This is a genomic window from Flavobacterium fluvii, assembly GCF_900129545.1.
Classification (GTDB): domain Bacteria; phylum Bacteroidota; class Bacteroidia; order Flavobacteriales; family Flavobacteriaceae; genus Flavobacterium; species Flavobacterium fluvii.
The window spans coordinates 989,044-1,012,625 of sequence record NZ_FQWB01000001.1 but is presented as its reverse complement, the minus strand read 5'-3'; the positions used below and the strand labels follow the sequence as shown (position 1 = coordinate 1,012,625).

Annotated in this window: 19 protein-coding genes; 12 read left to right on the top strand and 7 right to left on the bottom strand. The window is 36.3% G+C overall.

The window, feature by feature from the left end; translation table 11 throughout:
- The first annotated feature begins 32 nt into the window (after nt 1-32).
- The gene (locus BUC16_RS04130; RefSeq protein WP_073368141.1) at nt 33-1,013 is read left to right on the top strand and encodes a LuxE/PaaK family acyltransferase; all 981 of its coding nucleotides are present in this window, start codon (nt 33-35) and stop codon (nt 1,011-1,013) included.
- Here BUC16_RS04130 and tyrS read toward each other — a convergent pair.
- On the bottom strand, nt 1,006-2,298 hold the full coding sequence (gene tyrS, locus BUC16_RS04125) for a tyrosine--tRNA ligase (RefSeq protein ID WP_073368140.1): 1,293 nt from the start codon (nt 2,296-2,298) through the stop codon (nt 1,006-1,008). The genes BUC16_RS04130 and tyrS overlap by 8 nt on opposite strands.
- A gap of 157 nt (nt 2,299-2,455) precedes the next feature.
- Between tyrS and BUC16_RS04120 the strand changes: the two genes are divergently transcribed.
- On the top strand, nt 2,456-3,445 hold the full coding sequence (locus tag BUC16_RS04120; RefSeq protein WP_073368138.1) for an NAD-dependent epimerase/dehydratase family protein: 990 nt from the start codon (nt 2,456-2,458) through the stop codon (nt 3,443-3,445).
- On the opposite strand, the gene BUC16_RS04115 is transcribed toward BUC16_RS04120, so the two are convergent.
- Genes BUC16_RS04115 through BUC16_RS04105 form a run of 3 tightly spaced genes read right to left on the bottom strand, consistent with a single transcriptional unit; the run spans nt 3,440 to nt 6,062 of the window.
- A complete protein-coding gene (locus BUC16_RS04115; RefSeq protein WP_141226076.1) occupies nt 3,440-3,970 on the bottom strand; it encodes a DUF4296 domain-containing protein in 531 nt (176 codons plus the stop codon). The two genes, BUC16_RS04120 and BUC16_RS04115, sit on opposite strands and share 6 nt — an antisense overlap.
- Before the next feature lie 6 nt (nt 3,971-3,976).
- Nucleotides 3,977-5,317, bottom strand: coding sequence for a dihydroorotase (locus BUC16_RS04110; RefSeq protein ID WP_073368137.1), 1,341 nt, complete (start codon nt 5,315-5,317; stop codon nt 3,977-3,979).
- A 19-nt stretch (nt 5,318-5,336) separates the two neighbouring features.
- Nucleotides 5,337-6,062 (bottom strand): polyprenol monophosphomannose synthase, encoded by a 726-nt coding sequence (locus BUC16_RS04105; RefSeq protein ID WP_073368135.1) that lies wholly within the window; start codon nt 6,060-6,062, stop codon nt 5,337-5,339.
- A 187-nt stretch (nt 6,063-6,249) separates the two neighbouring features.
- On the opposite strand from BUC16_RS04105, the gene BUC16_RS17570 reads away from it, so the two are divergent.
- Both BUC16_RS17570 and BUC16_RS17565 read left to right on the top strand, forming a co-directional pair.
- A complete protein-coding gene (locus BUC16_RS17570; RefSeq protein WP_141226075.1) occupies nt 6,250-6,921 on the top strand; it encodes a DUF4271 domain-containing protein in 672 nt (223 codons plus the stop codon).
- A gap of 12 nt (nt 6,922-6,933) precedes the next feature.
- Nucleotides 6,934-7,683, top strand: coding sequence for a uroporphyrinogen-III synthase (locus BUC16_RS17565; protein ID WP_141226074.1), 750 nt, complete (start codon nt 6,934-6,936; stop codon nt 7,681-7,683).
- Between the two features lie 345 nt (nt 7,684-8,028).
- On the opposite strand, the gene BUC16_RS04095 is transcribed toward BUC16_RS17565, so the two are convergent.
- On the bottom strand, nt 8,029-8,715 hold the full coding sequence (locus BUC16_RS04095) for a zinc metallopeptidase (protein ID WP_141226073.1): 687 nt from the start codon (nt 8,713-8,715) through the stop codon (nt 8,029-8,031).
- Between the two features lie 277 nt (nt 8,716-8,992).
- A complete protein-coding gene (locus BUC16_RS04090; protein WP_073368134.1) occupies nt 8,993-12,061 on the bottom strand; it encodes a leucine--tRNA ligase in 3,069 nt (1,022 codons plus the stop codon).
- A 155-nt stretch (nt 12,062-12,216) separates the two neighbouring features.
- Between BUC16_RS04090 and BUC16_RS04085 the strand changes: the two genes are divergently transcribed.
- The 8 genes from BUC16_RS04085 (at nt 12,217) to BUC16_RS04045 (ending at nt 21,123) form a co-directional block, all read left to right on the top strand.
- Complete coding sequence (locus BUC16_RS04085; RefSeq protein ID WP_073368132.1) at nt 12,217-13,092, top strand: cell division protein FtsX; 876 nt, start codon at nt 12,217-12,219, stop codon at nt 13,090-13,092.
- A gap of 45 nt (nt 13,093-13,137) precedes the next feature.
- Entirely contained in the window at nt 13,138-13,377 is a 240-nt protein-coding gene (locus BUC16_RS04080; protein WP_073368131.1) for a DUF3098 domain-containing protein, read from the top strand.
- Between the two features lie 41 nt (nt 13,378-13,418).
- Complete coding sequence (locus BUC16_RS04075; protein ID WP_073368129.1) at nt 13,419-14,243, top strand: undecaprenyl-diphosphate phosphatase; 825 nt, start codon at nt 13,419-13,421, stop codon at nt 14,241-14,243.
- A 6-nt stretch (nt 14,244-14,249) separates the two neighbouring features.
- A complete protein-coding gene (gene truB / locus BUC16_RS04070; RefSeq protein WP_073368128.1) occupies nt 14,250-14,945 on the top strand; it encodes a tRNA pseudouridine(55) synthase TruB in 696 nt (231 codons plus the stop codon).
- A gap of 611 nt (nt 14,946-15,556) precedes the next feature.
- Nucleotides 15,557-16,264 (top strand): UMP kinase, encoded by a 708-nt coding sequence (gene pyrH, locus BUC16_RS04065; RefSeq protein WP_073368126.1) that lies wholly within the window; start codon nt 15,557-15,559, stop codon nt 16,262-16,264.
- Between the two features lie 91 nt (nt 16,265-16,355).
- Complete coding sequence (frr, locus tag BUC16_RS04060) at nt 16,356-16,919, top strand: ribosome recycling factor (protein WP_073368125.1); 564 nt, start codon at nt 16,356-16,358, stop codon at nt 16,917-16,919.
- 505 nt (nt 16,920-17,424) lie between these two features.
- Entirely contained in the window at nt 17,425-20,643 is a 3,219-nt protein-coding gene (locus tag BUC16_RS04050) for a PAS domain S-box protein (protein WP_073368122.1), read from the top strand.
- Between the two features lie 27 nt (nt 20,644-20,670).
- Nucleotides 20,671-21,123: a response regulator gene (locus tag BUC16_RS04045; protein WP_244534337.1), complete on the top strand. Its 453-nt coding sequence runs from the start codon at nt 20,671-20,673 to the stop codon at nt 21,121-21,123.
- A gap of 128 nt (nt 21,124-21,251) precedes the next feature.
- On the opposite strand, the gene BUC16_RS04040 is transcribed toward BUC16_RS04045, so the two are convergent.
- Nucleotides 21,252-23,522, bottom strand: coding sequence for a cation:proton antiporter (locus tag BUC16_RS04040; protein WP_073368120.1), 2,271 nt, complete (start codon nt 23,520-23,522; stop codon nt 21,252-21,254).
- Between the last annotated feature and the right edge of the window lie 60 nt (nt 23,523-23,582).

The following is a 23,582-nucleotide window of genomic DNA, read 5'->3' as shown; positions in this document are numbered from 1 at the left end:
TTTTTTATTTAATTACTTTTGCAAAAAAAATCTTGATTTCAACTCCAGACATATTTACCATTTCAAACCAAAAACAATTTGAAAAAGCAGCACTCAAAGTGTTTCGCTTTCAATACGAAAACAACTTGGTTTATCGAGAATTTTGCGATTTTTTGAAAACCGATGTTCAAAGGGTAAAATCATTGGAGCAAATTCCGTTTTTGCCAATCCAATTTTTTAAAAGCCATACTGTAGTTTCTAGTACCAATGTAGCCGAAGAAACCTTTACCAGCAGCGGAACGACTGGAATGGCGACCAGCAAGCATCTTGTTACCGATATATCTTTATACGAAGAAAGTTATCGAAAAGGATTTTCCCAATTCTATGGCAATATCGAGGATTATGTGGTTTTGGCTTTGCTTCCATCTTATTTGGAAAGAGAAGGTTCTTCGCTTATTTACATGGTAGAAGATCTAATACAAATGACCAATAATCCCGAAAGTGGATTTTATCTCCACAACCACGAAGAACTCATCGAAAAATTGACACGCTTGGACAATTCAGGACAAAACGTGATTTTGATTGGTGTTACTTATGCTTTGCTGGATTTAATCGAAAAGCAAAAGTTTCAATTGCAAAACACCATCATAATGGAAACGGGCGGAATGAAAGGCCAACGCAAGGAAATGATTCGCGAAGAACTTCACGAACAACTTTGCCTGGGTTTTGGCGTCACGGCGATTCATTCTGAATATGGAATGACCGAATTACTATCCCAAGCTTATTCGCTGGGAAATGGCGTGTTTGAATGCCCTTCATGGATGCAAATCCTCGTTCGCGATACCGAAGACGCCTTGACTTATGTTTCTAACGGCAAAACAGGCGGAATCAACGTGATTGACTTGGCCAACATTAATTCTTGTTCGTTTATCGCCACGCAAGATTTGGGCAAAAAAAATCCCAACAACTCTTTCGAGGTATTGGGACGTTTTGATAATTCTGATATTCGAGGTTGTAATTTGATGGTTATTTAACTCTAATCACAAAATAATTTTTCTTTCCGCTTTGCAACAAAACGAATTGGTTGTTGATTAAATCTTTGGTTGAAAGTACAAATTCCTCCGTTATTTTTTCTTTGTTTACCGAAATAGAATTGGCAGTCAGCGCACGTCTTGCTTCACCATTCGATTTAAAAAATCCTGTTTTTTCGTTTAAAACAGCAACAATATTGATTCCTGTTTCAATTTCGGTTCTTGCAATTTCAGCTTGGGGAACTCCATCAAAAACTTCCAAGAAAGTAGCTTCGTCCAATTGTTTCAGATCTTCTGCCGTGGCATTTCCAAAAAGAATTCCTGATGCTTTTATGGCATTTTCCAAATCTTCCGCAGAATGTACCATAACGGTAATTTCTTCTGCCAATCGTTTTTGCAACAAACGCAAATGCGGTGCTTCTCTATGTTTTTCAGTTAAATCTTCGATTGCTGAATTCGATAAAAATGTGAAAATTTTAATGTATTTTTCAGCATCCACATCGGAAGTGTTCAACCAATATTGGTAGAATTTATAAGGAGAAGTCCTGGCAGCATCCAACCAAATATTCCCACCTTCCGATTTTCCAAATTTTGTTCCATCGGCTTTGGTAATCAACGGACAAGTCAATGCATAGGCTTTTCCGCCGGCAATTCTTCGCACCAATTCGGTTCCCGTTGTGATGTTTCCCCATTGGTCGCTTCCACCCATCTGAAGCGTACATTTTTTATCTCTGTACAAATGCAAAAAGTCGTATCCTTGAACCAATTGATAGGTAAACTCTGTGAAAGACATTCCTTCGGCTGCTTCAGACGACAAACGTTTTTTTACGGAATCTTTCGCCATCATGTAATTTACGGTAATATGCTTGCCCACATCACGAATGAATTCCAAAAAAGAAAAATTCTTCATCCAATCGTAATTATTTACCAACTCCGCAGCGTTTGGCGCAGCTGAAGTAAAATCCAGAAAACGGGACAATTGTCCTTTTATGGCTTCTTGATTGTGACGCAAAGTGGCTTCATCCAACAAATTTCTTTCATTCGATTTTCCTGACGGATCACCAATCATCCCTGTTGCTCCTCCAACCAATGCCAAAGGTTTGTGCCCAGACAACTGAAAATGTTTCAACAACATCACGCCAACCAAATGTCCTATATGCAATGAATCTGCAGTTGGGTCAATCCCCACATATGCCACACGCATTTGTTCCATCAAATGTTCTTCGGTGCCTGGCATAACATCGTGGAGCATTCCTCTCCAAGTTACTTCTTCAATAAAATTTTTCATCTTTTTTAATCAATTTACTTTCGTCAGTTCAGCCTTTTAGGCTTCGTGTGCGCAAAGATAACAATTCAAAAACCAATGACAATGGCAATTTGAATGGCAATTCCAATTTGTAAAACAAAAATCGCAATTCGTAACTCGTAATTCGTAAATTCGCAAGATGGTTTTAGTCACGGGAGGAACAGGTTTGGTCGGCGCACATTTATTACTTCATTTAATTGAAAATGGAGAAAGTGTTCGTGCCATTTATCGAAATCCAAAATCCATTCAAAAAACAAAAAGCCTATTCTCACTTTACAAAAAAGAAGCTTTATTCGAAAAAATAAATTGGATTCAAGCCGATATCATTGATGTTCCGTCTTTAGAAATTGCTTTCGAAAACATAGAATACGTTTATCATTGCGCCGCATTAATCTCTTTTGACCCAAAAGACGAGGATTTACTTCGAAAAACCAATATCGAAGGGACGGCGAACATCGTCAATTTCTGCATTGCCAATGCGGTGAAAAAATTATGTTTCGTGAGTTCGATTTCAGCACTTGGCGACTTGAAAGAAAACGAAAAAATCATCACCGAAGAAGCCGAATGGAATCCAGAAAAACCCCATAGCGATTATGCCATCTCTAAATACGGCGCCGAAATGGAGATTTGGCGTGGCCAACAAGAAGGTTTGGAAACGGTAATTGTAAATCCGGGAGTCATTATTGGACCTGGTTTTTGGGAACAAGGAAGCGGATTGCTTTTCAAAAAAGTAGCCAAGGGTCTGCCTTTTTACACCAAAGGAATTACAGGATTCATTGCAGTTCCCGACGTGGTTGAAATTGCCGCAAAATTGATGAAAAACGAATATTCAAACGATAGATTTACGCTCGTTTCCGAAAATATCGCCTTTCAAGACTTGTTGAATACCATCGCAGATTCCTTGAAAACAAAAAGACCTTATATGCACGCAAGCCCATTTATGGTTACTTTAGCCTATAAAATCGATTGGTTGGTGTCGAATGTTTTGGGACAAAAAAGAAAGCTGGATCGAGCAACTGCCAGAGCTTCATATACCGAAAGCTGGTATTCGAATGAAAAAATAAAAACCACTTTACAAACGGAATTCCTGGACATTCATCAGTACATCAAGGACATTTCTGAATTATAATTCCTTCTTTGGTTTTTTATTTGAAACCGTCACTTTTTTTCTTCTGATACTATCCTTTATTAGCGAATCTTTTTCTTTGGCCACTTTTAGTTTCGCTTTTTTAATGGAATCAGCTTCTTTTTTTAGTTTCAGCTTTTTGTTTTTCTTTTCGAGCAAAATGGCATTCTTTTTCTCCACCTTGATGGCAACTTCCGTCAAAGATTTATTCTTCTCCAATCGAGATTTTACCTGTTCATACATCTTCTTGTACTCCTTGTAATCAGCGGCATAGTAAATGTTGCTTTGGACAAATTGAATACTGTCAATTTTATATTTTTTATAAATATATTGGTTGGAATTATTCTTGAAGGAATCCAATAAAGCTGAATTTTGATTTCTCATGGCTCCGATAAGTGACAAATCATACATAATATCTACCATTTTTGCTTTTTCAATAAGATGAGCCGGCTCCTTGGCGATGTCTTTTTTACAACTTGCCAACAGGCTGAAAACGATTAAAAACGACACTATTATTTTTATCTTCATACCCAATTATCTATCAAACGACAATCGCTTGCCAGCACGAATATCTTTTACTTTAAAAGCAGAATAAACCAGTTCTCCGTTTACGAATGTATGGGTAATGCGAGATTTAAAAGTGAATCCTTCAAAAGGCGACCATCCACATTTATACAGGATATTTTCTTTTTTCACGCTCCAAGGCAAACCTGAATTGACAATAACCAAATCAGCAAAATAACCTTCCTTGATGAATCCACGCTTTTCGATTTTGAAAATCTTGGCAGGATTGTGACACATTTTTTCAACAATTTTTTCAATGCTGATTTTCCCCTGATGATGGGCCTCAAACATGGCCACAACGGCGTGTTGTACCAACGGTCCTCCAGATGGAGCATCCAAATAGGATTTCTTTTTTTCTTCTAAAGTATGCGGCGCATGGTCTGTGGCAATAACGTCGATTCTACCGTCATTTAAGGCTTCCCACAAAACTTTTCGGTCATTTTCAGTCTTTACGGCAGGATTCCATTTTATCAAATTGCCTTTGGCAGCATAATCATCATTGGTAAACCATAAATGATGCACGCAAACTTCAGCAGTGATTTTCTTTTCTTCCAATGGTATTTTATTGGTAAACAAATCCATTTCTTTTGCCGTGGAAAGGTGGAAAATATGCAATCTTGCACCAGTTTTCTTGGCAAGTGCAATCGCTTTTGAAGAAGAAAGATAACAAGCTTCCTCACTGCGAATAAGGTGATGTGCCGTTACAGGAACTTTGTCCCCATATTTGGCTTTATATTTTTCCAGATTATTTTTGATCGTGGTTTCATCCTCGCAATGCACGGCAATCAGCATCGGCGTGCTTGTGAAAATTCTTTCCAAAACAGCTTCATTGTCCACCAACATATTTCCTGTTGACGAACCCAAAAATATTTTTATTCCCGCAACATTCTTCGGATTTGTTTTCAGGACTTCATCCAGATTATCATTGGTTGCCCCCATCATGAACGAATAATTCGCAAAGGAATTATCGGCAGCCAATTGATATTTTTCTTCCAAAAGCTCTTGTGTCACCGCATTGGGAACAGTGTTGGGTTGTTCTATAAACGAAGTGATTCCTCCTGCAACGGCGGCTCTCGACTCCGATTCGATGTTCCCTTTGTGAGTCAATCCCGGTTCCCTGAAATGCACTTGATCGTCTATTGCGCCCGGAATCAAATAATTCCCTTCGGCATCAATAATCTTGCATTCAGATGTTTTTGCGCTGATGGTTTCTGAAATTTCGACAATTAAGTCATTTTCGATTAAAACATCACCTTCAAAAATTTTCCCTTCGTTTACTATTTTGGCATTCTTGATTAAAACCCTATTCATGTATCTTTTCTTTAATCCTTTATAAGGTGTTAACTAATTTTTTTAAACGGAGTGCAATAACTCCCAAAACTGCTTCTTTAAAAATGGCGCTGCTCATTTTTGACTGACCTTTTGTTCTATCCGTAAATATAATGGGTACTTCCGTAATATCAAAATTTTTACAAAAAGTCCTGTATTTCATTTCAATTTGAAAAGCATAGCCCACAAATTTAATCTTGTCCAAATTAATCCCTTCCAACACTTGTCTTTTATAGCAAATAAACCCTGCCGTGGCATCGTGAATTTTCATTCCCGTGATAAATTGCACATAAACCGATGCAAAATAAGACATCAAAACTCGGCTTAAAGGCCAATTTACAACATTTACTCCGGTTACATAACGGGAACCAATAGCTAAATCCGCTCCACCAAAATGACAAGCATCGTATAATTTTTCCAAATCGTTTGGATTGTGTGAAAAATCGGCATCCATCTCGAAAATAAAATCATATTTTCGTTCCAAAGCCCATCTGAAACCATGGACATAAGCCGTCCCCAATCCTAGTTTTCCCGTCCTTTTTTCCAAGAATAATCTGCCTTTAAATTCCGTTTGAAGCATCTCAACTTTGTTGGCGGTATGGTCTGGCGAGTTGTCGTCTATGACAAGAACATGAAAAGGTTTATGTTGGGAAAGCACTGATCTAATGATGCTTTCTATGTTTTCAATTTCGTTATAGGTAGGAATTATAACAATGCAATCGTTCATAACTTGTGTAATTTCAACGCAAAAGTAAACTTTTTAAGTGATTTGATTCACACGAAAATACTATTTGTTTTTAAAGGAATATGGAATCGCCATTCTTCGTGTATATTTGTATTTTTGAATCCTGCCGATTTGATAATGAAATTATATTAAAAAGAATGAAATAAAAAATCAGTAATTTTGCAGTGTTATGATTGAAAATGTACTTCATTTAAGGGTAATCGAGAACAAAGATTGGGCAACCATCTTGTTCGTGCTTTCATTTGCCACTATTGCAATAACAAAATCGGCATTTGAAAATCGATTTTCCGACTTTGTAAAATTAATTTATTCTGACAAATACATCAATGTTTATAAAGACAGCAGCAATCTTAAAAGCGGCTTCACCATTGCATTGTTTTTTGTCCAAATTATTTCTTTGGGATTCTTCATCCAACTTTCGCTTGCTTTTTTTGGACATGCCGAAAAAACAGATTGGATTTTGTACATTCAAATAATTACATTCCTGATTTTCTTCGTTTTATCCAAATTTTTAATCGAAAAAATTATTGCCACCGCATTCGAAATTGAAGAGTTTGTCGAGCAATTCAACCTGCAAAAAGTAACTTTCAGAACCTATATTGGATTATTTATACTGCCAATCAATATAATTCTGTTCTATTACGACTCCATTTCAAGAAATTTTTTGATATCTCTAATTTCTATTGTTTTAATAATCAATATATTGACTTATTTGGTTTCAATAAAAAATTATCAAAATATAATATTCAGTAAGTTGTTTTATTTTATTTTATATCTTTGCACACTCGAAATAGCGCCGTATTATTTCATGTATTATTGGTTTACAAAAGGTATTGCTTAGAAAATGTCAAATATGAAAGTGAAAACAATTTTGGTGTCACAGCCCGAACCCAAAGTGGAGAATTCTCCCTACTTTGAGTTGCAACAAAAGCATAAAGTAAAAGTTGATTTCAGGCCTTTTATTCACGTGGAAGGAGTCAGCGCAAAAGAAATTAGACTACAAAAAATTGATCTCAATAATTTTACGGCAATTATTTTAACAAGTAAAAATGCCGTGGATCACTTCTTTAGAGTGGCCGACGAAATGCGTTATAAAGTTCCGGAAGGATTGAAATATTTCTGTCAATCGGAAGCAATCGCATTTTACCTTCAAAAATACGTGGTGTACAGAAAACGTAAAATATACGTTGGACCAAAGGATTTTGCAGATTTATCTCCACTGATTAAAAAATACAAAGACGAGAAATTCTTGTTGCCCGCTTCAGACCAACTGAATGCAGATGCTCCTATAACGCTCAACAACCTAAAAGTAGATTGGACACAAGCTGTTTTCTACAAAACGGTTATCAGCGATTTATCTGACTTGGCCGATGTTTATTATGATGTTTTGGCTTTCTTTAGTCCAACCGGAATAAAATCATTGTTTACCAATTTCCCTGATTTCGAACAAAACAACACCAGAATTGCAGTTTTCGGAAGCACAACCCAAAAAGAAGCTTTGGACAAAGGATTGAGAGTTGACATTATGGCTCCAACTCCTGGAACACCGTCAATGACAATGGCTTTGGAAAAATACATCACGGAAGCCAATAAAGGAAAATAGAATTTGAAGAAAAATTACTTTTAAAATATAGATTCAAAAAAGCTGCGTTCATCGCGGCTTTTTTTATGTCCAATAGTCAAACCACAGATAAAATTTACAGTTGAATATTTTTAATACAACAATAAAAAAATATGACTGTCCGCTAAGCGGACTAATACCCAATAAAGCACGCAGATGAAACGGATTAGACGGATTTTCGCTGATATTAATATAAAAATCCGTTTTTATCGGTTTAAATTCGTGTCATCCGTGTCCCATTTTCAAAATTGGTACAAGTAACGGATAGTCATATAAAAAAATCCGACTCAATCAAAATCAAGACGGATTATATCTATTTTGAAATGCTTAATTTCTCCTTCCTCCCATATAAATAGAAACGTAATACAACAAAGTGGCAATCGATCCCAAAGCGGCAACCACATAGGTTCTGGCTGCCCATTTCAAGGCATCTTTGGCTCCAACTTGTTCTTGTTGCGTCAACATTCTTTTGTTTTCCAACCAAGCCAAGGCACGATTACTCGCATCATATTCTACCGGCAAAGTCACAATCGAAAACAAAGTCGTTGCGGCGAAAATCACGATTCCTATCAACAAAAGCGATGGAAAAGTTTTCAACATCAAAATACCTGCAATCAAAATCCACTGCATATAAGACGAAGCCACATTGACAATCGGAACCAACTGGGAACGCAAAGTCAGCCAATTGTAAGCCGTGGCGTGTTGCACGGCGTGGCCACATTCGTGAGCCGCAACCGCTGCCGCCGCCGCATTTCTTTGATTGTAAACCGCTTCGCTCAAATTGACGGTTTTATCTGCCGGATTGTAATGGTCGGTCAATTGTCCTTCCACCGAAATCACTTTCACGTCATAAATCCCGTGATCGGCAAGCATTTTCTCGGCGATTTCTTTTCCTGACATTCCGTTTTGCAAATGCAGTTTCGAATAAAATTCAAATTTACTCTTAAGTGTAGAACTCACTAACCAACTTGCAAGCATAATAGCACCAGCAAGAATTAAATAACTCATTCCCATATTTTTTTATTTTTATGTTTCTTATTTCAAGATAAGCATCAAATTGTGAACCAAATTTAGAAAATGCCAATTTGGCATCCGTTAAAAAATCTTTAAAAAAATGGCAATGTCAATATCAATTGCATTAATCAATAGTGATTGTAATAAAAAATCCCAAACTCTAATTGAACATCGTCAATAGAATTTGGAATTTTTATCTCTTCTTCAATTCATTTTTTATTTTTTCATTGCCATTGATATTGCAATTGAAACAATTGAAACTTGATATTGAACTTTTTTATCCCACCAAGTTGATGATTTTCCCCGGAACGATAATCACTTTGTTTGGCGTTTTTCCGTCCAATTGTTTGATGGTTCTTTCATCTTTCATCACGATTTCCTCGATTTGTTCCTTGGTTAAATCCAAAGGCAAATTGATGGTGAAACGCATTTTCCCGTTGAAAGAAACCGGATATTCTTTATCGCTTTCCACCAAATGCGCTGGTTCAAATACAGGGAATTCAACTGTTGAAATCGAACCTGAATTTCCTAATTGAGACCACAATTCCTCAGCGATGTGTGGCGCATAAGGCGAAATCAAAATGGCTAATGGTTCTAAAATCGCACGGGAATGACAATTTTGAGTTGACAATTCATTCACGCAAATCATAAACTGCGAAACCGAAGTATTGAAAGAGAAATTCTCAATATCATCTGCTGTTTTTTTGATGGTTTTGTGTAATGATTTCAAGTTGTCTTTTGTTGGTTTGTCATTGGTTACGATTGAACCATTTTCGTCAAAATACAAACGCCATAATTTTTTAAGGAAACCAAAAACTCCGGAAATTCCTGCTGTGTTCCAAGGTTTCGCTTGTTCCAATGGTCCTAAAAACATTTCATACAAACGCAAAGTATCGGCTCCGTATTCAGCACAAATATCATCCGGAGTTACAACATTGTATTTGGATTTCGACATTTTCTCGACTTCGCGACCTACAATAAATTTACCGTTTTCATCACAAATGAATTCAGCATCATTATAATTTTCTCTCCAATTTTTGAAAGCTTCAATATCTAATTCATCGGAAGCATTTACAAAGTTTACATCCGTATGAGGTTTTACAACTGAACATCTATAATCAAAACATTCATCTAATATATTTTTTTCAGAATCTACAAATCTCAATTTAGGAAATCTATTTTTAATCAACTCATCCAAAACATTATTGTAAACAAGACCAAACTCATCAGACTTAAACTCATTTGAATCAATTATTTTTTTTGAAATACCAATAAAAAAAGGATGAGGCAAATCAATAGCTATAAGCTTATTACTATTGCTAAAATCCCTTTTTACAGAACGATAACTCAACTCAACCCAGACACCATTAACAAACGCACTAGTCCCCAAAATCATTCCCTGATTAATCAGTTTTTTGAATGGTTCTTCGGTTGGGGCAAAACCTTTGTCTTTCAGGAATTTGTTCCAAAAACGGGAATACAATAAGTGACCGGTTGCGTGTTCACTTCCGCCAATGTATAAATCCACGCTTTCCCAATATTTCAATGCTTCTTTGCTTGCAAATTCTCCGTCATTTTTGGCATCCATATAACGCATCCAATACCACGAACTTCCCGCCCAACCCGGCATCGTGTTCAATTCAAGAGGAAATATTGTTTTATTGTCAATCAACTGAGTACTGACCACTGAACACTGCAAACTGTCCCAAGCCCAAACAGAAGCGTTTCCTAATGGAGGCAATCCGTCTTCGGTTGGCAAATATTTCTCTACTTCAGGCAACACGATTGGCAAATGTTTAGCATCAATCATTTGTGGCAAGCCATTCACATAATATACCGGAAATGGTTCGCCCCAATATCTTTGGCGAGAGAAAACGGCATCACGCAAACGGTAATTTACCTTACCAAAACCTTGTTTTATATTTTCGAATTCTTCAATTACTTTTTTGGTTCCATCTTTGTACCCCATGCCATTTAGAAAATCAGAATTCACCAATTGGAATCCCTCTTTTCCTCCATACGCCCCTTCTGAAATGTCCTTGTCAACGATGTTTTTGATTTCCGGCATTCCGTTTTGCCCTTTGAAGAAATTCGCAAAAGCATAATCTCTTTCGTCACCACAAGGAACCGCCATAACAGCACCTGTTCCGTAACCTGCCAAAACATAATCCCCAATCCAAACCGGAATTGGTTCTTTGGTAAACGGATGCTCGGCATAAGCTCCCGTGAAAACTCCCGAAATGGTTTTTACATCCGCCATACGCTCTCTTTCGGAACGTTTTGCGGTTTTTTCGATATAAGCTTCCACTTCTGCTTTTTGTTCCGCAGTTGTGATTTGCGCCACCAATTCGTGTTCCGGTGCCAATGTCATAAACGTAACTCCAAAAATAGTATCAGGTCTTGTTGTAAACACATCAATATTTGCCTGATGATCTTTTAACTTGAAAGAAACCATCGCTCCAACCGATTTTCCAATCCAGTTTCTTTGGCTTTCTTTGATGCTTTCGCTCCAGTCAATATCATTTAAACCTTGTAGCAAACGTTCTGCATAAGCAGAAATTCGCATACTCCATTGCGTCATTTTCTTGCGAATAACCGGAAAACCACCACGTTCTGAAACGCCGTTTACGATTTCGTCATTCGCCAAAACCGTTCCCAATCCGGGACACCAGTTTACTTCGGTTTCGGCTAAATAAGTTAATCTATATTGTAATAGTATTTTTTGTTGTTCGGCTGATGAAAATGCGTTCCATTCGCTTGATGAAAAAGCTTGAATATTTTCGTCGCAAACTGCATTTACATTCGCATTTCCTTCTGTTTCAAAAATGGAAACCAAAGTCGAAATATCTTCGGCTTTGTCTGTATTTTTATTGTACCAGGAATTGAATAACTGAATGAAAATCCACTGCGTGTGTTTGTAATAATCAGGATTCGAAGTGCGTACTTCACGGCTCCAATCGAATGAAAATCCAATTTTGTCCAATTGTTTACGGTAACCCGCAATTTGGTTTCCTTCTTTGTCCACGCCTCCATCAATATTTACCGAAGTCGTGTCTTCCGGACGCTGACCCGTTTGTATGGCATATTGTTCGGCCGGCAATCCAAAACTGTCGTAACCCATTGGATGTAAAACATTGAATCCGCGGTGTCTTTTGTATCTCGAATACACATCCGAAGCGATGTATCCCAGCGGATGCCCCACGTGCAACCCCGCTCCAGACGGATAAGGAAACATGTCCAAAACATAATATTTTGGTTTGCCTGAATCGTTTTTGGCCGCAAAAGTTTTATGCTCTGCCCAGTATTTTTGCCATTTGGCTTCTATTTCGTTCGGATTGTATTTCATAATAATAAGAGTCAAAACCGCTTAATGCTAAGTTTAATGTATTGAATTATAAGCTGGCAAATTTACATTTATTGTACGAAAGTGGAAAGTTTGAGCGTTATTAACTTTAAATAAAGAAATTGTTTGTTATTTTTACCCCATAATTCCAATAAACTATGACTTCTAACTTTGATAAATTTCAAAAACGCAGGTTAATTTCCTCTTATTTCTCGGTAGTGTTAAGTGTATTCTTGGTGTTGTTTCTATTGGGAATACTGGGCTTTTTCATTATAAATTCCAAGAAATTGGCAGACGATTTCAAGGAAGAAATCGCTATGACGGTCTTTTTCAAGAACGATGCGAACGACACTATTATAAAAGCTTTTGCAAAAGAACTCAAAACAGCTCCTTTTGCAAAATCATTCGTTTATGTTTCCAAAGAGCAGGCCGCAAAACAACATACCGATATTATTGGTGAAGATTTTGTGACCTTTTTGGGCACGAATCCTTTGCAAAATTCATACGATATTCACCTAAAAGCAGATTATGTCATCAGGGACAGTATTTCAAAAATCGAAAATCGCTTGCGAAAAAACGTCATGATTGCTGATATTGTTTATGACAAACAATTGGTGAACATGGTCAACGACAATATCAAAAAAGTGAGTATGTGGATATTGATTATAAGCGGCTTCTTGACCTTCATCGCCGTTTTACTGATTAACAGTTCCTTGCGTTTATCCATTCACTCCAATCGATTCATCATTAAAACCATGCAAATGGTAGGCGCGACAAAATCGTTCATCCGAAAACCATTTGTGATGAGAAGCATTAAGTTAGGCATGATTGGCGCAGGTTTGGCCATTATTGCACTTATTGGCGTTTTGATTTACATCGAAACCAATTTCCCGGGTTTAGGAATTCTTGAAGACAAATTACTTATCGGCTTAGTTTTGCTAATGGTTTTCGGAGTCGGTGTCCTGATTACTTGGGTAAGCACTTATTTTGCCACACAACGATTTTTGAATTTAAGAACAGACGATTTGTATTAGTGTTCAGTATTCAGTCGCAGTGTTCAGTAAAAAAATAGAAATAAAATGAAAGACAAAGAACAAAAACAAGAATTCCTTTTTGAAAAAGTAAATTATAAAATCCTGTTAATTGGAATTGCAGTAATAGTGCTTGGGTTCATATTGATGTCCGGTGGCGGAAGCGATGATCCAAACGTATTTAATGAAGAGATTTTCAATTTTAGAAGAATTCGTTTGGCTCCAACAACCGTTCTAATTGGTTTTGGAATCACCATTTATGCCATTCTTAAAAATCCTAAAAAATAGTTTGCAGTATTCATAGCAACAATTGAAAACCAAAATCTAAAATGAATACATTTCAAGCCATCATTATTGCCATTATTGAGGGATTAACAGAATATCTTCCTATTTCTTCCACAGCTCACATGATTTTTACGAGTTCCTATTTTGGAATCCAAGAGGATGATTTCGTAAAACTTTTTCAAGTATCGATTCAATTTGGCGCCATTTTGGCCGTCGTGGTTTTATATTGGAAGAAATTCTTGGCTTTCCCTACCTTAAAAATCGGAATTAACTTTTATACCAAATTGGCTTTTGCCGTAATTCCAGCCTTGGTCTTGGGAAAATTATTCGATGACAAAATTGAAGCCGTTTTGGGTGATCCTATTCCTATCGCGATAGTTTTAATTCTAGGAGGAGTGATTCTGCTTTTTGTTGACCAACATTTCAAGGACAAAACCACTATTGTAAATGAAGAAGACATTACCGTAAAAAAAGCGGTGACGATTGGTTTTTGGCAATGCTTGGCGATGATGCCCGGAACAAGTCGATCTGCGGCTTCCATAATTGGCGGAATGCAACAAGAATTATCACGTAATACGGCAGCGGAATTTTCGTTTTTTCTGGCAGTTCCAACAATGCTGGCGGTAACTTGTTATTCAGTTTTTCTGAAAACTTATGAAACTTCACAAATGAAAGGTTATGAATTGATTTTAAAATCAAACGATAATATCATGATGTTTTTGATTGGAAACATAGTTGCTTTTATAGTTGCCATTTTAGCCATCAAATTCTTCATTGGAATAATCAATAAATTTGGTTTCAAACCTTGGGGTTGGTATCGAATTATTATGGGAACCTTTTTGTTGATTTACTTTTCATACTTAAAATAATTTCCCTTGAAAACTGCAGAAGACTTCTTGAACGGACAAATCATCTTGATTGACAAACCTTTACATTGGACTTCCTTTCAAGCCGTCAATAAATTAAAATATGCCCTAATCAACAAAGCAGGGCTTCCCAAAAAATTCAAAATTGGGCACGCTGGAACTTTAGACCCTTTGGCCAGTGGATTATTACTGGTTTGCACCGGGAAATTCACCAAAAGAATAACGGAACTGCAAGGCCAAGCCAAAGAATACACGGGAACTTTTTATATTGGAGCCACTACACCATCCTACGATTTAGAAACCGAAATAGACGAAACTTTCGACACTTCGCATATTGACGAATCCTTAATTCACGAAACCGTAAAACAGTTCTTGGGAGAAATTGACCAAAAGCCACCTATCTTTTCTGCCATAAAAAAAGACGGCGTTCGCTTATACGAACACGCACGAGCCGGAGAAACAATAGAAATAGCCAGTCGAAAAACAACCATTCACGAATTCGAAATCACCCGAATTGCACTTCCTGAAGTTGATTTCAGAGTGGTTTGCAGTAAAGGAACATACATCCGTTCCTTGGCCTATGATTTTGGCAAAGCAATGGATTCAGGCTCACACTTGACTGTGTTGCGCAGAACAAAAATTGGCGATTACAGCGTAAATGATGCTATAGACGTAACTTTATTCGAACAAAGTTTAGTCCAATAATAAATTAAAAACTAAAACACATAACAAATGCAAACTTCAATTTGCAATGTGTTTTGTTATAAATCAAAGTATTTTTATTCCATACACTACTTATTTTAGGTGATAAAACGCCGTTAATTAATAATGAGACGTTCTTTTACCTCCAAACAAAATAGTTGAAATGTAATCGTAGAATCTTTCAAATAAATTTTTCATTTTGATGTTTTTTAAGTCGTTAAACAATTATTGAACACCGATAAGAAAAGTAAATTTAAAGCAATAAAAGTAGATTTGGTTGAGGTCACTAATTTACAATTTTTTATATAAAAAAACCCAATTAAGTTTGTTTTTTTATATAAATTTTCAAGGTCGTGTTTTCCCTTTTAAAATCAAGCTTCACAGGAATTATTCTGGTTTTAAATAATGACTTGGCTTCTGCATTTTTCGTGATTTTCATTTATTACACACAAATTCACTGCTTTAAAAATAAAATTTGGCAACATTTATTAGATTGCCAAAAGAATATTCTTCACAAAAAAACCTTTGAATAAAATCAAATAGTATTTTTTAAAAAACATTATTTCAAAAAACAGATTATGACTATATTTGCACAACTCAACTAAAAAAAAGTAATGAAGTACAAAAGAATTCTTCTGAAATTAAGTGGTGAAGCGTTAATGGGCGAAAGACAATATGGCATTGATCCCGCAAGATTAGCCGAATATGCCGATGAAATCAAAAAAGTGCATGACAAAGGCGTAGAAATAGCCATCGTTATAGGCGGAGGAAATATTTTTAGAGGTGTTGCCGGTGCAAGCAACGGCATGGATCGCGTTCAAGGCGATTATATGGGAATGTTGGCCACCGTGATAAATGGAATGGCATTACAAGGAGCACTGGAAGAAAAAGGGATGAAAACGCGTTTGCAAACAGCCTTGAAAATGGAGTCCATTGCCGAGCCTTACATCAAAAGAAGAGCCGATCGTCACCTTGAAAAAGGGAGAATCGTGATTTTTGGAGCAGGAACAGGAAACCCGTATTTCACGACCGACACCGCTGCGGTTTTGCGTGGCGTGGAAATCAATGCCGATGTAATCCTTAAAGGAACGCGTGTTGACGGTGTTTACACTGCCGATCCGGAAAAAGATGCCTCTGCAACAAAATTCAACTACATCTCTTTTGAAGATGTATTGAAAAAAGGATTGAACGTCATGGACACCACGGCATTCACGTTGAGCCAAGAAAATAAACTTCCCATCGTAATTTTTGACATGAACAAACAAGGCAACTTGTTGAAAATTTGTGATGGAGAAAATGTAGGAACAGAAGTAAATATATAAATAGCAGACGGCAGTTTGCAGATTGCAACACATCTGAAATCTGACTCGAGCGTCAGCGAACTGGCGAAGCAAATCTGAAATCTTAAAAAATATGACTGAAGAAATAGAATTTATTTTAGATAGTACACAAGAATCCATGGCGGGTTCTATTGCCCATTTAGAAAAAGCATTCTTGAATATCCGTGCCGGAAAAGCATCTCCCGCAATGTTGGGAAGTGTTTTTGTAGATTATTACGGATCTGCAACTCCTCTTTCGCAAGTATCAAAGATTAGCGTTCCAGATGCAAGAACCATTACACTGCAACCATTCGAAAAAAATATGTTGCACACTATAGAAAAAGCAATAATGATTGCTAATCTAGGTTTCAATCCAATGAACAATGGAGACGTAATCATTATCAGCGTTCCGCCTTTGACAGAGGACAGAAGACGTGAATTGGCAAAACAAGCCAAATCAGAAGCGGAAGATGCAAAAATCGGAATCAGAAATGCACGTAAAGACGCCAATACTGAAATTAAAAAACTGGAAAAAGAAGGAACTTCGGAAGATATTTGCAAAAGCGCCGAAGAAGAAGTTCAAAACCTGACCAATAGTTTTATCAAAAAAATTGACGAGCATCTTGCTATTAAGGAAGCCGAAATTATGAAGGTATAATCTTCAAACAAACAATATCAAATCCGTCCCGATAAAAATTGGGACGGATTTTTGCTTTTAGCCCATTACTTCTTTCTCTTGGTTTTTCTTGAAAACCACAAATCCATCCAATATACTCAAAAAAAACACTTACAAGAACATTCTTTTTCTATTTTGAGAATACCCAATACTTCAAAAAAATTCAAAAACACAATTTTGGTCATTTATACTTGTATTTTGGTTATCAAACTAACCACTAAACATCGCAAATTTGCCTTAAATATAAAATGATTGTTTGAAAATTTCCAGGGTAATTTATAATTACATGAAATTAGTTTTTAAAAAATTACGCGCAACAGGTTAATAATATAATGTCTGATTGCAATTATACACACATAAAACACATACTTGCAACAATAAAAAATCTTTAACTTACAAATATTATTGATTAACAAATTGAATTAAAGCTGGTATCAATAAAATTCAACTATTGATTGCATGGAGAAGAAATCTGTAAACAAATAAAATGGACGAAAATAAAAATAACGGGGATTTCTACATCCCAGCATTTCTAAATTCGACGACCAGAATTGTCGCCTTTACGACAATTATGTATTTTATTATTGCCAAATTATCCCTATATATATTTGTTACCGAAATTAAAATACTTCCTTTTTTTCCCGTAATGGGTTTTTCCATAGCTGCAATTTTGCTCTTTGGACGAAAAGCAATCCTTGGAGTTGCAATAGGCAGTTTACTATTTTCCATAAGTTTGTATCAAAGTGATTTTCAAAATGCCACGACATTTGAAGAAATTATCAAACCCACGATATTATGTATCATCAGACCAATAATAGCCGGTCTTAATGCATTTCTTGTTTCTTATTTGACGCAATTGTGGTGCAAAAACAAATATCCTTTCGACAGCGAAAAAAATGTCCTGTTTTTTACTATTGCCTGTTTATTGGGAACTTTTATAAGTGTTAGCCTTGGTTTTATTCCGCTTGCAATGACTCCCTATTTCACTCTGGATAATTGTATTTTAATCTGGAACAATATGCTCAGGGGAAATACTTTGGGTTCCATTTTATTCACGCCATTCGTACTTTCCTGGTTAGCCAATACCAAAGAATTAACGGGATGGTCTGCAGCAAAAAAAGCCGAAGTCTTTCTCCTAATCATTTCTACCCTATCCCTATCATTATATATTTTTGAATCACATGCCAACAACGAATCCATTCTTTACTTTTTATTGATATGGGCGGCCTGTCGATTCGGGATGAAAATTATCACTCTAATAACCATAATAATTACAATCATAGCCATATATTGCACAGGTCATCATATGGGCGGGTTTATTTTCAGTGATTGGAATAAAGATTTTTTCATGTTACAATTGTTTTTATTTGTAAATATGGTCTCAATCTTGTTTTTAAAAGCAATATTGGACGAAAAAACGAACAAAAGGAGCGAATTAAAAATAAGCGAGCAGGAAAACAATCTAAAAAATGCTATTTTACAAGCTACCATCGAAAGTCCAAACGGCATCAGTATTTCCTCCCTGGACACCAATTTAAACTATCTAAGTTTCAATTCGACCCATGCAAGGTATATGAAAAAAGAGTATGGTACCGAAATAAAAATCGGAAAAAATCATATCGAATTCATTACAAAAGAAAACCGAAAAGAAGAAATCAATTCGGCTTACCAATCCGTTTTAAAAGGAGTTCCCTTTTTTAGCGAGGAAAAAGACGACGAAGGAAGATATTGGAAAATCCATAAATCCCCGATCAAAAATCGAGAAGGAAACATCATTGGAGTAATCACGATTGTCACCAATATTACCGAATTAAAATTAAAAGAAACAGAGTTGAAAAAAAACAACCTTTCTCTTAATGAACGCATAAAAGAACTCAACTGCCTCTATACAATTTCGGAAATCTTTTACGACAAATCACTTCCAAAATTTAAAAAACTGGAAGCCTGTATTAACATTATCCCAAAAGGGATGCAATTTCCGGAAATTAGCTATTGTCGAATCCAATTAAAAGCAAAAGAGTTCGTTTCTGCCAATTACCAGAAAAGCGAATGGTTTGTCCGTAAATCGATTAGCGTAAATGGAGAAGAATGCGGCAGCATAGAAGTGGGCTATTTTGATGAAAAGAACTTGAAAAAGGAATATTCATTTCTGGATGAAGAAGTCAAATTAATAGAAGTAATATCCGGCATTATTTCCAAAGCGATAGAAACCAAACTATCCGAAGAAAAACTTCTAAAAAGTGAAGAAAAATTCCGTTCCATCTATGAAAATTCCTTGGACATTTATTTCAAGAAAGATATAGAAGGCACTATTCTAGAAATCGGTCCTTCAGTGGAAAAACATTTGCATCAAAAACAGGAATCAATGATTGGCAAAAACATCAGGGATTACTATTATGACATTGCCGATGTAGATCGTTTTTATGAAATTATGTTGAAAGAGCAACAAATCATTGACTATCAGGAACGTTTTATCACAGCCAATGGAGATTCCGTTTATTTATCCGTCAACGCAAAACTTGTTCATAACGCCGATGGCAAACCTATTTATGTGGAAGGCACCAGACGTAATATAAGCGAAAGAATCCTCAATGAAAAGCATTTGCTGGAAGCCACCGAAAAAATAAAGGAAAGTGAGGCAAAATTCCGTTCCATCTATGAAAATTTTGAAGACGTCTATTACAAAACAGAACTAGACGGAATCGTAATCGACCTGAGTCCATCGTTTGAAAGAAACTTTAACATGAAGCGATCTGACGTCATAGGGAATTCAACTTCATTATTATATTATAATCCAGAAGACCGTGAAACAATACTTGGTTTATTAAAAAGGAACGGATATGTAAGCGATTTTGATACCCGATATATTGATGGCGAAGGCAATATATTGGCTATCTCTCTAAATGCTCGTACTGTGCGTGATTCTAATGGAAAACCACTCTATGTAGAAGGCACAATGAGAAACATCAATGAACGAAGTGCCATGCAAGAAGAAATGCTGGCAAAAAACCGAACACTCGAATTTCAAAACACCGAGTTGGAGCAATTCGCCTATATTGCTTCCCACGATTTACAGGAACCATTGATTACCGTAATTCAATGTATAGAGATGCTTCAAGAAGAGCTGGGTAAAAAGCTGGATGAAGACCAAAAACAGTATTTGGAATTCATTGTCGGTTCCACGGCTCGTATGCAGATATTGGTCAAAGGGCTATTGGACTACTCCAGAATTGGCAAGGAAAGAAAAAGCAACAGTGTTGACTGTAATGAAATTGTTGCCCATGTCCTCGCCGACATGGACGTTAGTTTAAAAGAAAGCAATGCTGTTGTCGAATACAAAAACCTGCCCGTCATCGAAGGTAATCCAACCGAAATGAGGCAACTTTTTCAAAATTTGATTAGTAATGCCAATAAATTCCGAAAAAAAGACCTACCACCAAAAATAAAAATAGCCGCAACAAAAGAAGAAAACAATTGGCTGTTTTCAATCGAAGACAATGGAATCGGGATTGAAGAGCAAGACAAAGACAAAATATTCGTAATTTTTAAACGATTGAACAACCGAAACAAATACCAAGGAACCGGTATAGGATTATCGCATTGCAAAAAAATCATAGAACATCATAAAGGAAAAATTTGGGTGGAATCCAAATTTAACGAGGGAAGCAAATTCAAATGGACACTCCCTTTGGAAGAAAGCTTGTAAAATAATTTATATAAAAAACATCTTACAATGGAAAATATAGAACAAAAACTAAATTGCATCTTGTTGATTGACGATGATTTGGCCACCAATTTCATCAACAAAAGAATTCTTCAAAAAGCCAATCTAACAGATTATATTCATGTAGCTTTAAATGGCAAAGAAGCCCTTGAATATCTTTCTAAAAAAGGAAATTTTGAATCCATAGTTGACTATCCTCAACCTCAACTGATTTTATTGGACATCAACATGCCTGTCATGGATGGATGGGAATTTATTGAGACTTATCGAAATTTGGATATAGAAAACAAAGAGGACATCACCATTGTAATGCTCAGCAGCTCCTGCAACCCTGCCGACAAAGCCAAAGCTGAATCGATAGATGTAGTCGCAGAATTCAGGCAAAAGCCCATGAACAAAGTGGCGTTACTTGATATTCTATCAACAAATTTCCCCGAACTTCTTGAGAAAGAATTGTTATAGTAGGTTTAATTTACCTCCCATTAGATTTCAAAAAGAGACCTAACAGATTTAAATCCTGTCAAGTCTCTTTTTTTTGTACTATTTTCAAAAATAGTTGTGTTTTTAATGAGTGGAAACAACTGGCAAAATTAATGTTTCATAATCAAAACCGAAGGCACTCTACTGAGCCAAATACTGCGAGAATCAACAAGTAATTTCCAACTTTCGATACTGATTATCATTAAATCCTGCTTGGCCAAAAACTCTTTTTTGATGATTTTATCATTAACCAAAGTAATGTTGGAAGGATATTTCTGTTCCAATGAATCGAGAGCGCTCTTCAATATAAAATTAGTTTTCACATAACCATTTACATCTAAAATCGTGATATGAGAATTGTTGTTGTAAATCAATTTTTGGGCATAATCCATCAAAAATGAATCTTCCGAACTGAAAATTGGAATAAAAACATGATTTACGTGTTGCAAATCTTTGTCTACCAAAATTCCCAAAGGCATTTTGGTTTTCGAAATAATCTGTCTTGTTCTTTCGTCAAAAGGAGAATTTTCAAACAAGCCTTCTTTACCGGTAAACTTGTCAATCAATCGATCCGGGTTGATAATTCTTGTCGTGAATCCCAATACCTTTCCGAGTAAAGTTCCTTCGAAAATCGATTTTCCAAGGCCTACCAAAAGCAAATCATATTCGCCCGTATTGGCAATATCGGCAATATTGGTTTCGATATCCACCGTCGCCTGGAACAAGGTCGTAATTTCTTGTTTCAACACTTTGGATTCCTGAAGTATCGGCATAAAATTGTCTTTCTCGTACTGCTCCAAATTATAGGAATGTACCTCATCACTCAAAGTAAGGTGCATAGCCGTTATACTGGAAGTCTCTTTTTGTTTTTTTACCAAACTGCTTGCCAAACGCAAAAGTGATTTCCCTTTTTCGTTATTGCCAAAAGAAATCAACACCTTGTATTTATCGACAGCGTGAATTTCGTCCAAAACTCCGACATCTTTTGTCTTGAAAATATAATTGATTAGATTCAATGCTGGACCGGTCATAAAAGTAGTGACCAATGCCATAATAACCATCATCGTAAAGACTTCGGCAGTAAGCACGCCCAATTCGAAACCTATATTCAACACAATCAATTCCATCAAACCGCGCGTGTTCATCAAAGCACCAATAGTTAAACTGTCTCTCCAACTTTGTCCAACGAATTTGGCTGCCAAAGCACTTCCAAAAAATTTTCCGGCAACGGCAACCAAAATAATAAATCCGGTAACTTTCCAGAGATAAGGGTCATTCAGCAAACCAATTTCTGTTCGCAAACCCGTAAAAACAAAAAACAATGGAAGCAACAATATCACCGAAACATCTTCCACCTTTTCTATGAAAAGATTTCTAAATTTGGTTATATCCGGCATAATTACTCCAGTCATGAAAGCTCCAAAAAGAGCGTGAATCCCGATAATTTCGGTCGTATAAGAAGAAATGATTAACGTTAAAAAGAAAATGGCAACCACCGGCTTGTTTAAATTGCCTTTGGTTCCGTATAACTCCCCTATTTTTTTTAAAAAAGGTTTTACCACATAAATCATGGCAATTACGTAGGTAATTGCTATTCCAATGGTATAGACCGAACTTACGAAAGTCCCGGCTTTTACAATGGCGATTACCGCAGCAAGAATACACCAAGCCGTAATATCATCGGCTGCAGCGCAAGTAATTACAACGGCTCCTAATTTGGTTTTATGAATCCCTCTTTCCTGCACAATTCTTGCCAAAACAGGAAAAGCAGTAATACTCATGGCGATACCCATAAACAAGGCAAAAGGCAAAAAAGCAATACCCTCTGGAGCAAATCTAAAATAAACAAAATAAGCCAATCCTATTCCCAAAGCAAAAGGAATCACGATACTGGCATGACTGATAACAACCGCGTCTTTAGCCCTGTTTTGCAATACTTTCAAGTCGAGTTCCATACCAATGACGAACATAAAGAGTATCAATCCTATTTGGCTCAAAAACTGCAAATTTCCTAAAGAAGCAACAGGAAACAAGGTCTGGGAAAACTCGGGAAAATACAAGCCCAACAATGAGGGACCAAGAACAATTCCCGCGATGATTTCACCAATTACGGAAGGTTGTCCAATTTTTCTAAAAACCCAGCCAAAAAATCGGGCGACTATTATTATGGTTACAATTTGTGCCAAAAGTATGGCTAAAGGATGGTGCAAATTAAGCGACATGGAATCCACAAAATCATTCCAATGTCCATTTTCAACTACAGAACGAGTGTACTTTTTATGGACTTCCAATCTTTTGCCCATTGTTAAAATCCAATATATCAAAGCTGAAAAACCGCCTGTAACTACTAAATAAAATATGGTGTTCTTGTGATTTTTCATAAGTTATTGCTTCAATATCTTTCGTACAAAGATGAGAATTCCAAATATATAAATTACATC

Excerpts from the sequence above, each read along its gene's own strand:
- BUC16_RS04050 (WP_073368122.1), top strand. The coding sequence starts at position 17,425 with ATGGACGAAAATAAAAATAACGGGGATTTCTACATCCCAGCATTTCTA.
- BUC16_RS17570 (WP_141226075.1), top strand. The coding sequence starts at position 6,250 with ATGATTGAAAATGTACTTCATTTAAGGGTAATCGAGAACAAAGATTGG.
- BUC16_RS04045 (WP_244534337.1), top strand. The coding sequence starts at position 20,671 with ATGGAAAATATAGAACAAAAACTAAATTGCATCTTGTTGATTGACGAT.
- frr (WP_073368125.1), top strand. The coding sequence starts at position 16,356 with ATGACTGAAGAAATAGAATTTATTTTAGATAGTACACAAGAATCCATG.
- tyrS (WP_073368140.1), bottom strand. The coding sequence starts at position 2,298 with ATGAAAAATTTTATTGAAGAAGTAACTTGGAGAGGAATGCTCCACGAT.
- pyrH (WP_073368126.1), top strand. The coding sequence starts at position 15,557 with ATGAAGTACAAAAGAATTCTTCTGAAATTAAGTGGTGAAGCGTTAATG.
- BUC16_RS17565 (WP_141226074.1), top strand. The coding sequence starts at position 6,934 with ATGAAAGTGAAAACAATTTTGGTGTCACAGCCCGAACCCAAAGTGGAG.
- BUC16_RS04075 (WP_073368129.1), top strand. The coding sequence starts at position 13,419 with ATGAATACATTTCAAGCCATCATTATTGCCATTATTGAGGGATTAACA.
- BUC16_RS04090 (WP_073368134.1), bottom strand. The coding sequence starts at position 12,061 with ATGAAATACAATCCGAACGAAATAGAAGCCAAATGGCAAAAATACTGG.
- BUC16_RS04085 (WP_073368132.1), top strand. The coding sequence starts at position 12,217 with ATGACTTCTAACTTTGATAAATTTCAAAAACGCAGGTTAATTTCCTCT.
- BUC16_RS04105 (WP_073368135.1), bottom strand. The coding sequence starts at position 6,062 with ATGAACGATTGCATTGTTATAATTCCTACCTATAACGAAATTGAAAAC.
- BUC16_RS04120 (WP_073368138.1), top strand. The coding sequence starts at position 2,456 with ATGGTTTTAGTCACGGGAGGAACAGGTTTGGTCGGCGCACATTTATTA.
- BUC16_RS04095 (WP_141226073.1), bottom strand. The coding sequence starts at position 8,715 with ATGGGAATGAGTTATTTAATTCTTGCTGGTGCTATTATGCTTGCAAGT.
- BUC16_RS04040 (WP_073368120.1), bottom strand. The coding sequence starts at position 23,522 with ATGAAAAATCACAAGAACACCATATTTTATTTAGTAGTTACAGGCGGT.
- BUC16_RS04115 (WP_141226076.1), bottom strand. The coding sequence starts at position 3,970 with ATGAAGATAAAAATAATAGTGTCGTTTTTAATCGTTTTCAGCCTGTTG.
- BUC16_RS04110 (WP_073368137.1), bottom strand. The coding sequence starts at position 5,317 with ATGAATAGGGTTTTAATCAAGAATGCCAAAATAGTAAACGAAGGGAAA.
- BUC16_RS04080 (WP_073368131.1), top strand. The coding sequence starts at position 13,138 with ATGAAAGACAAAGAACAAAAACAAGAATTCCTTTTTGAAAAAGTAAAT.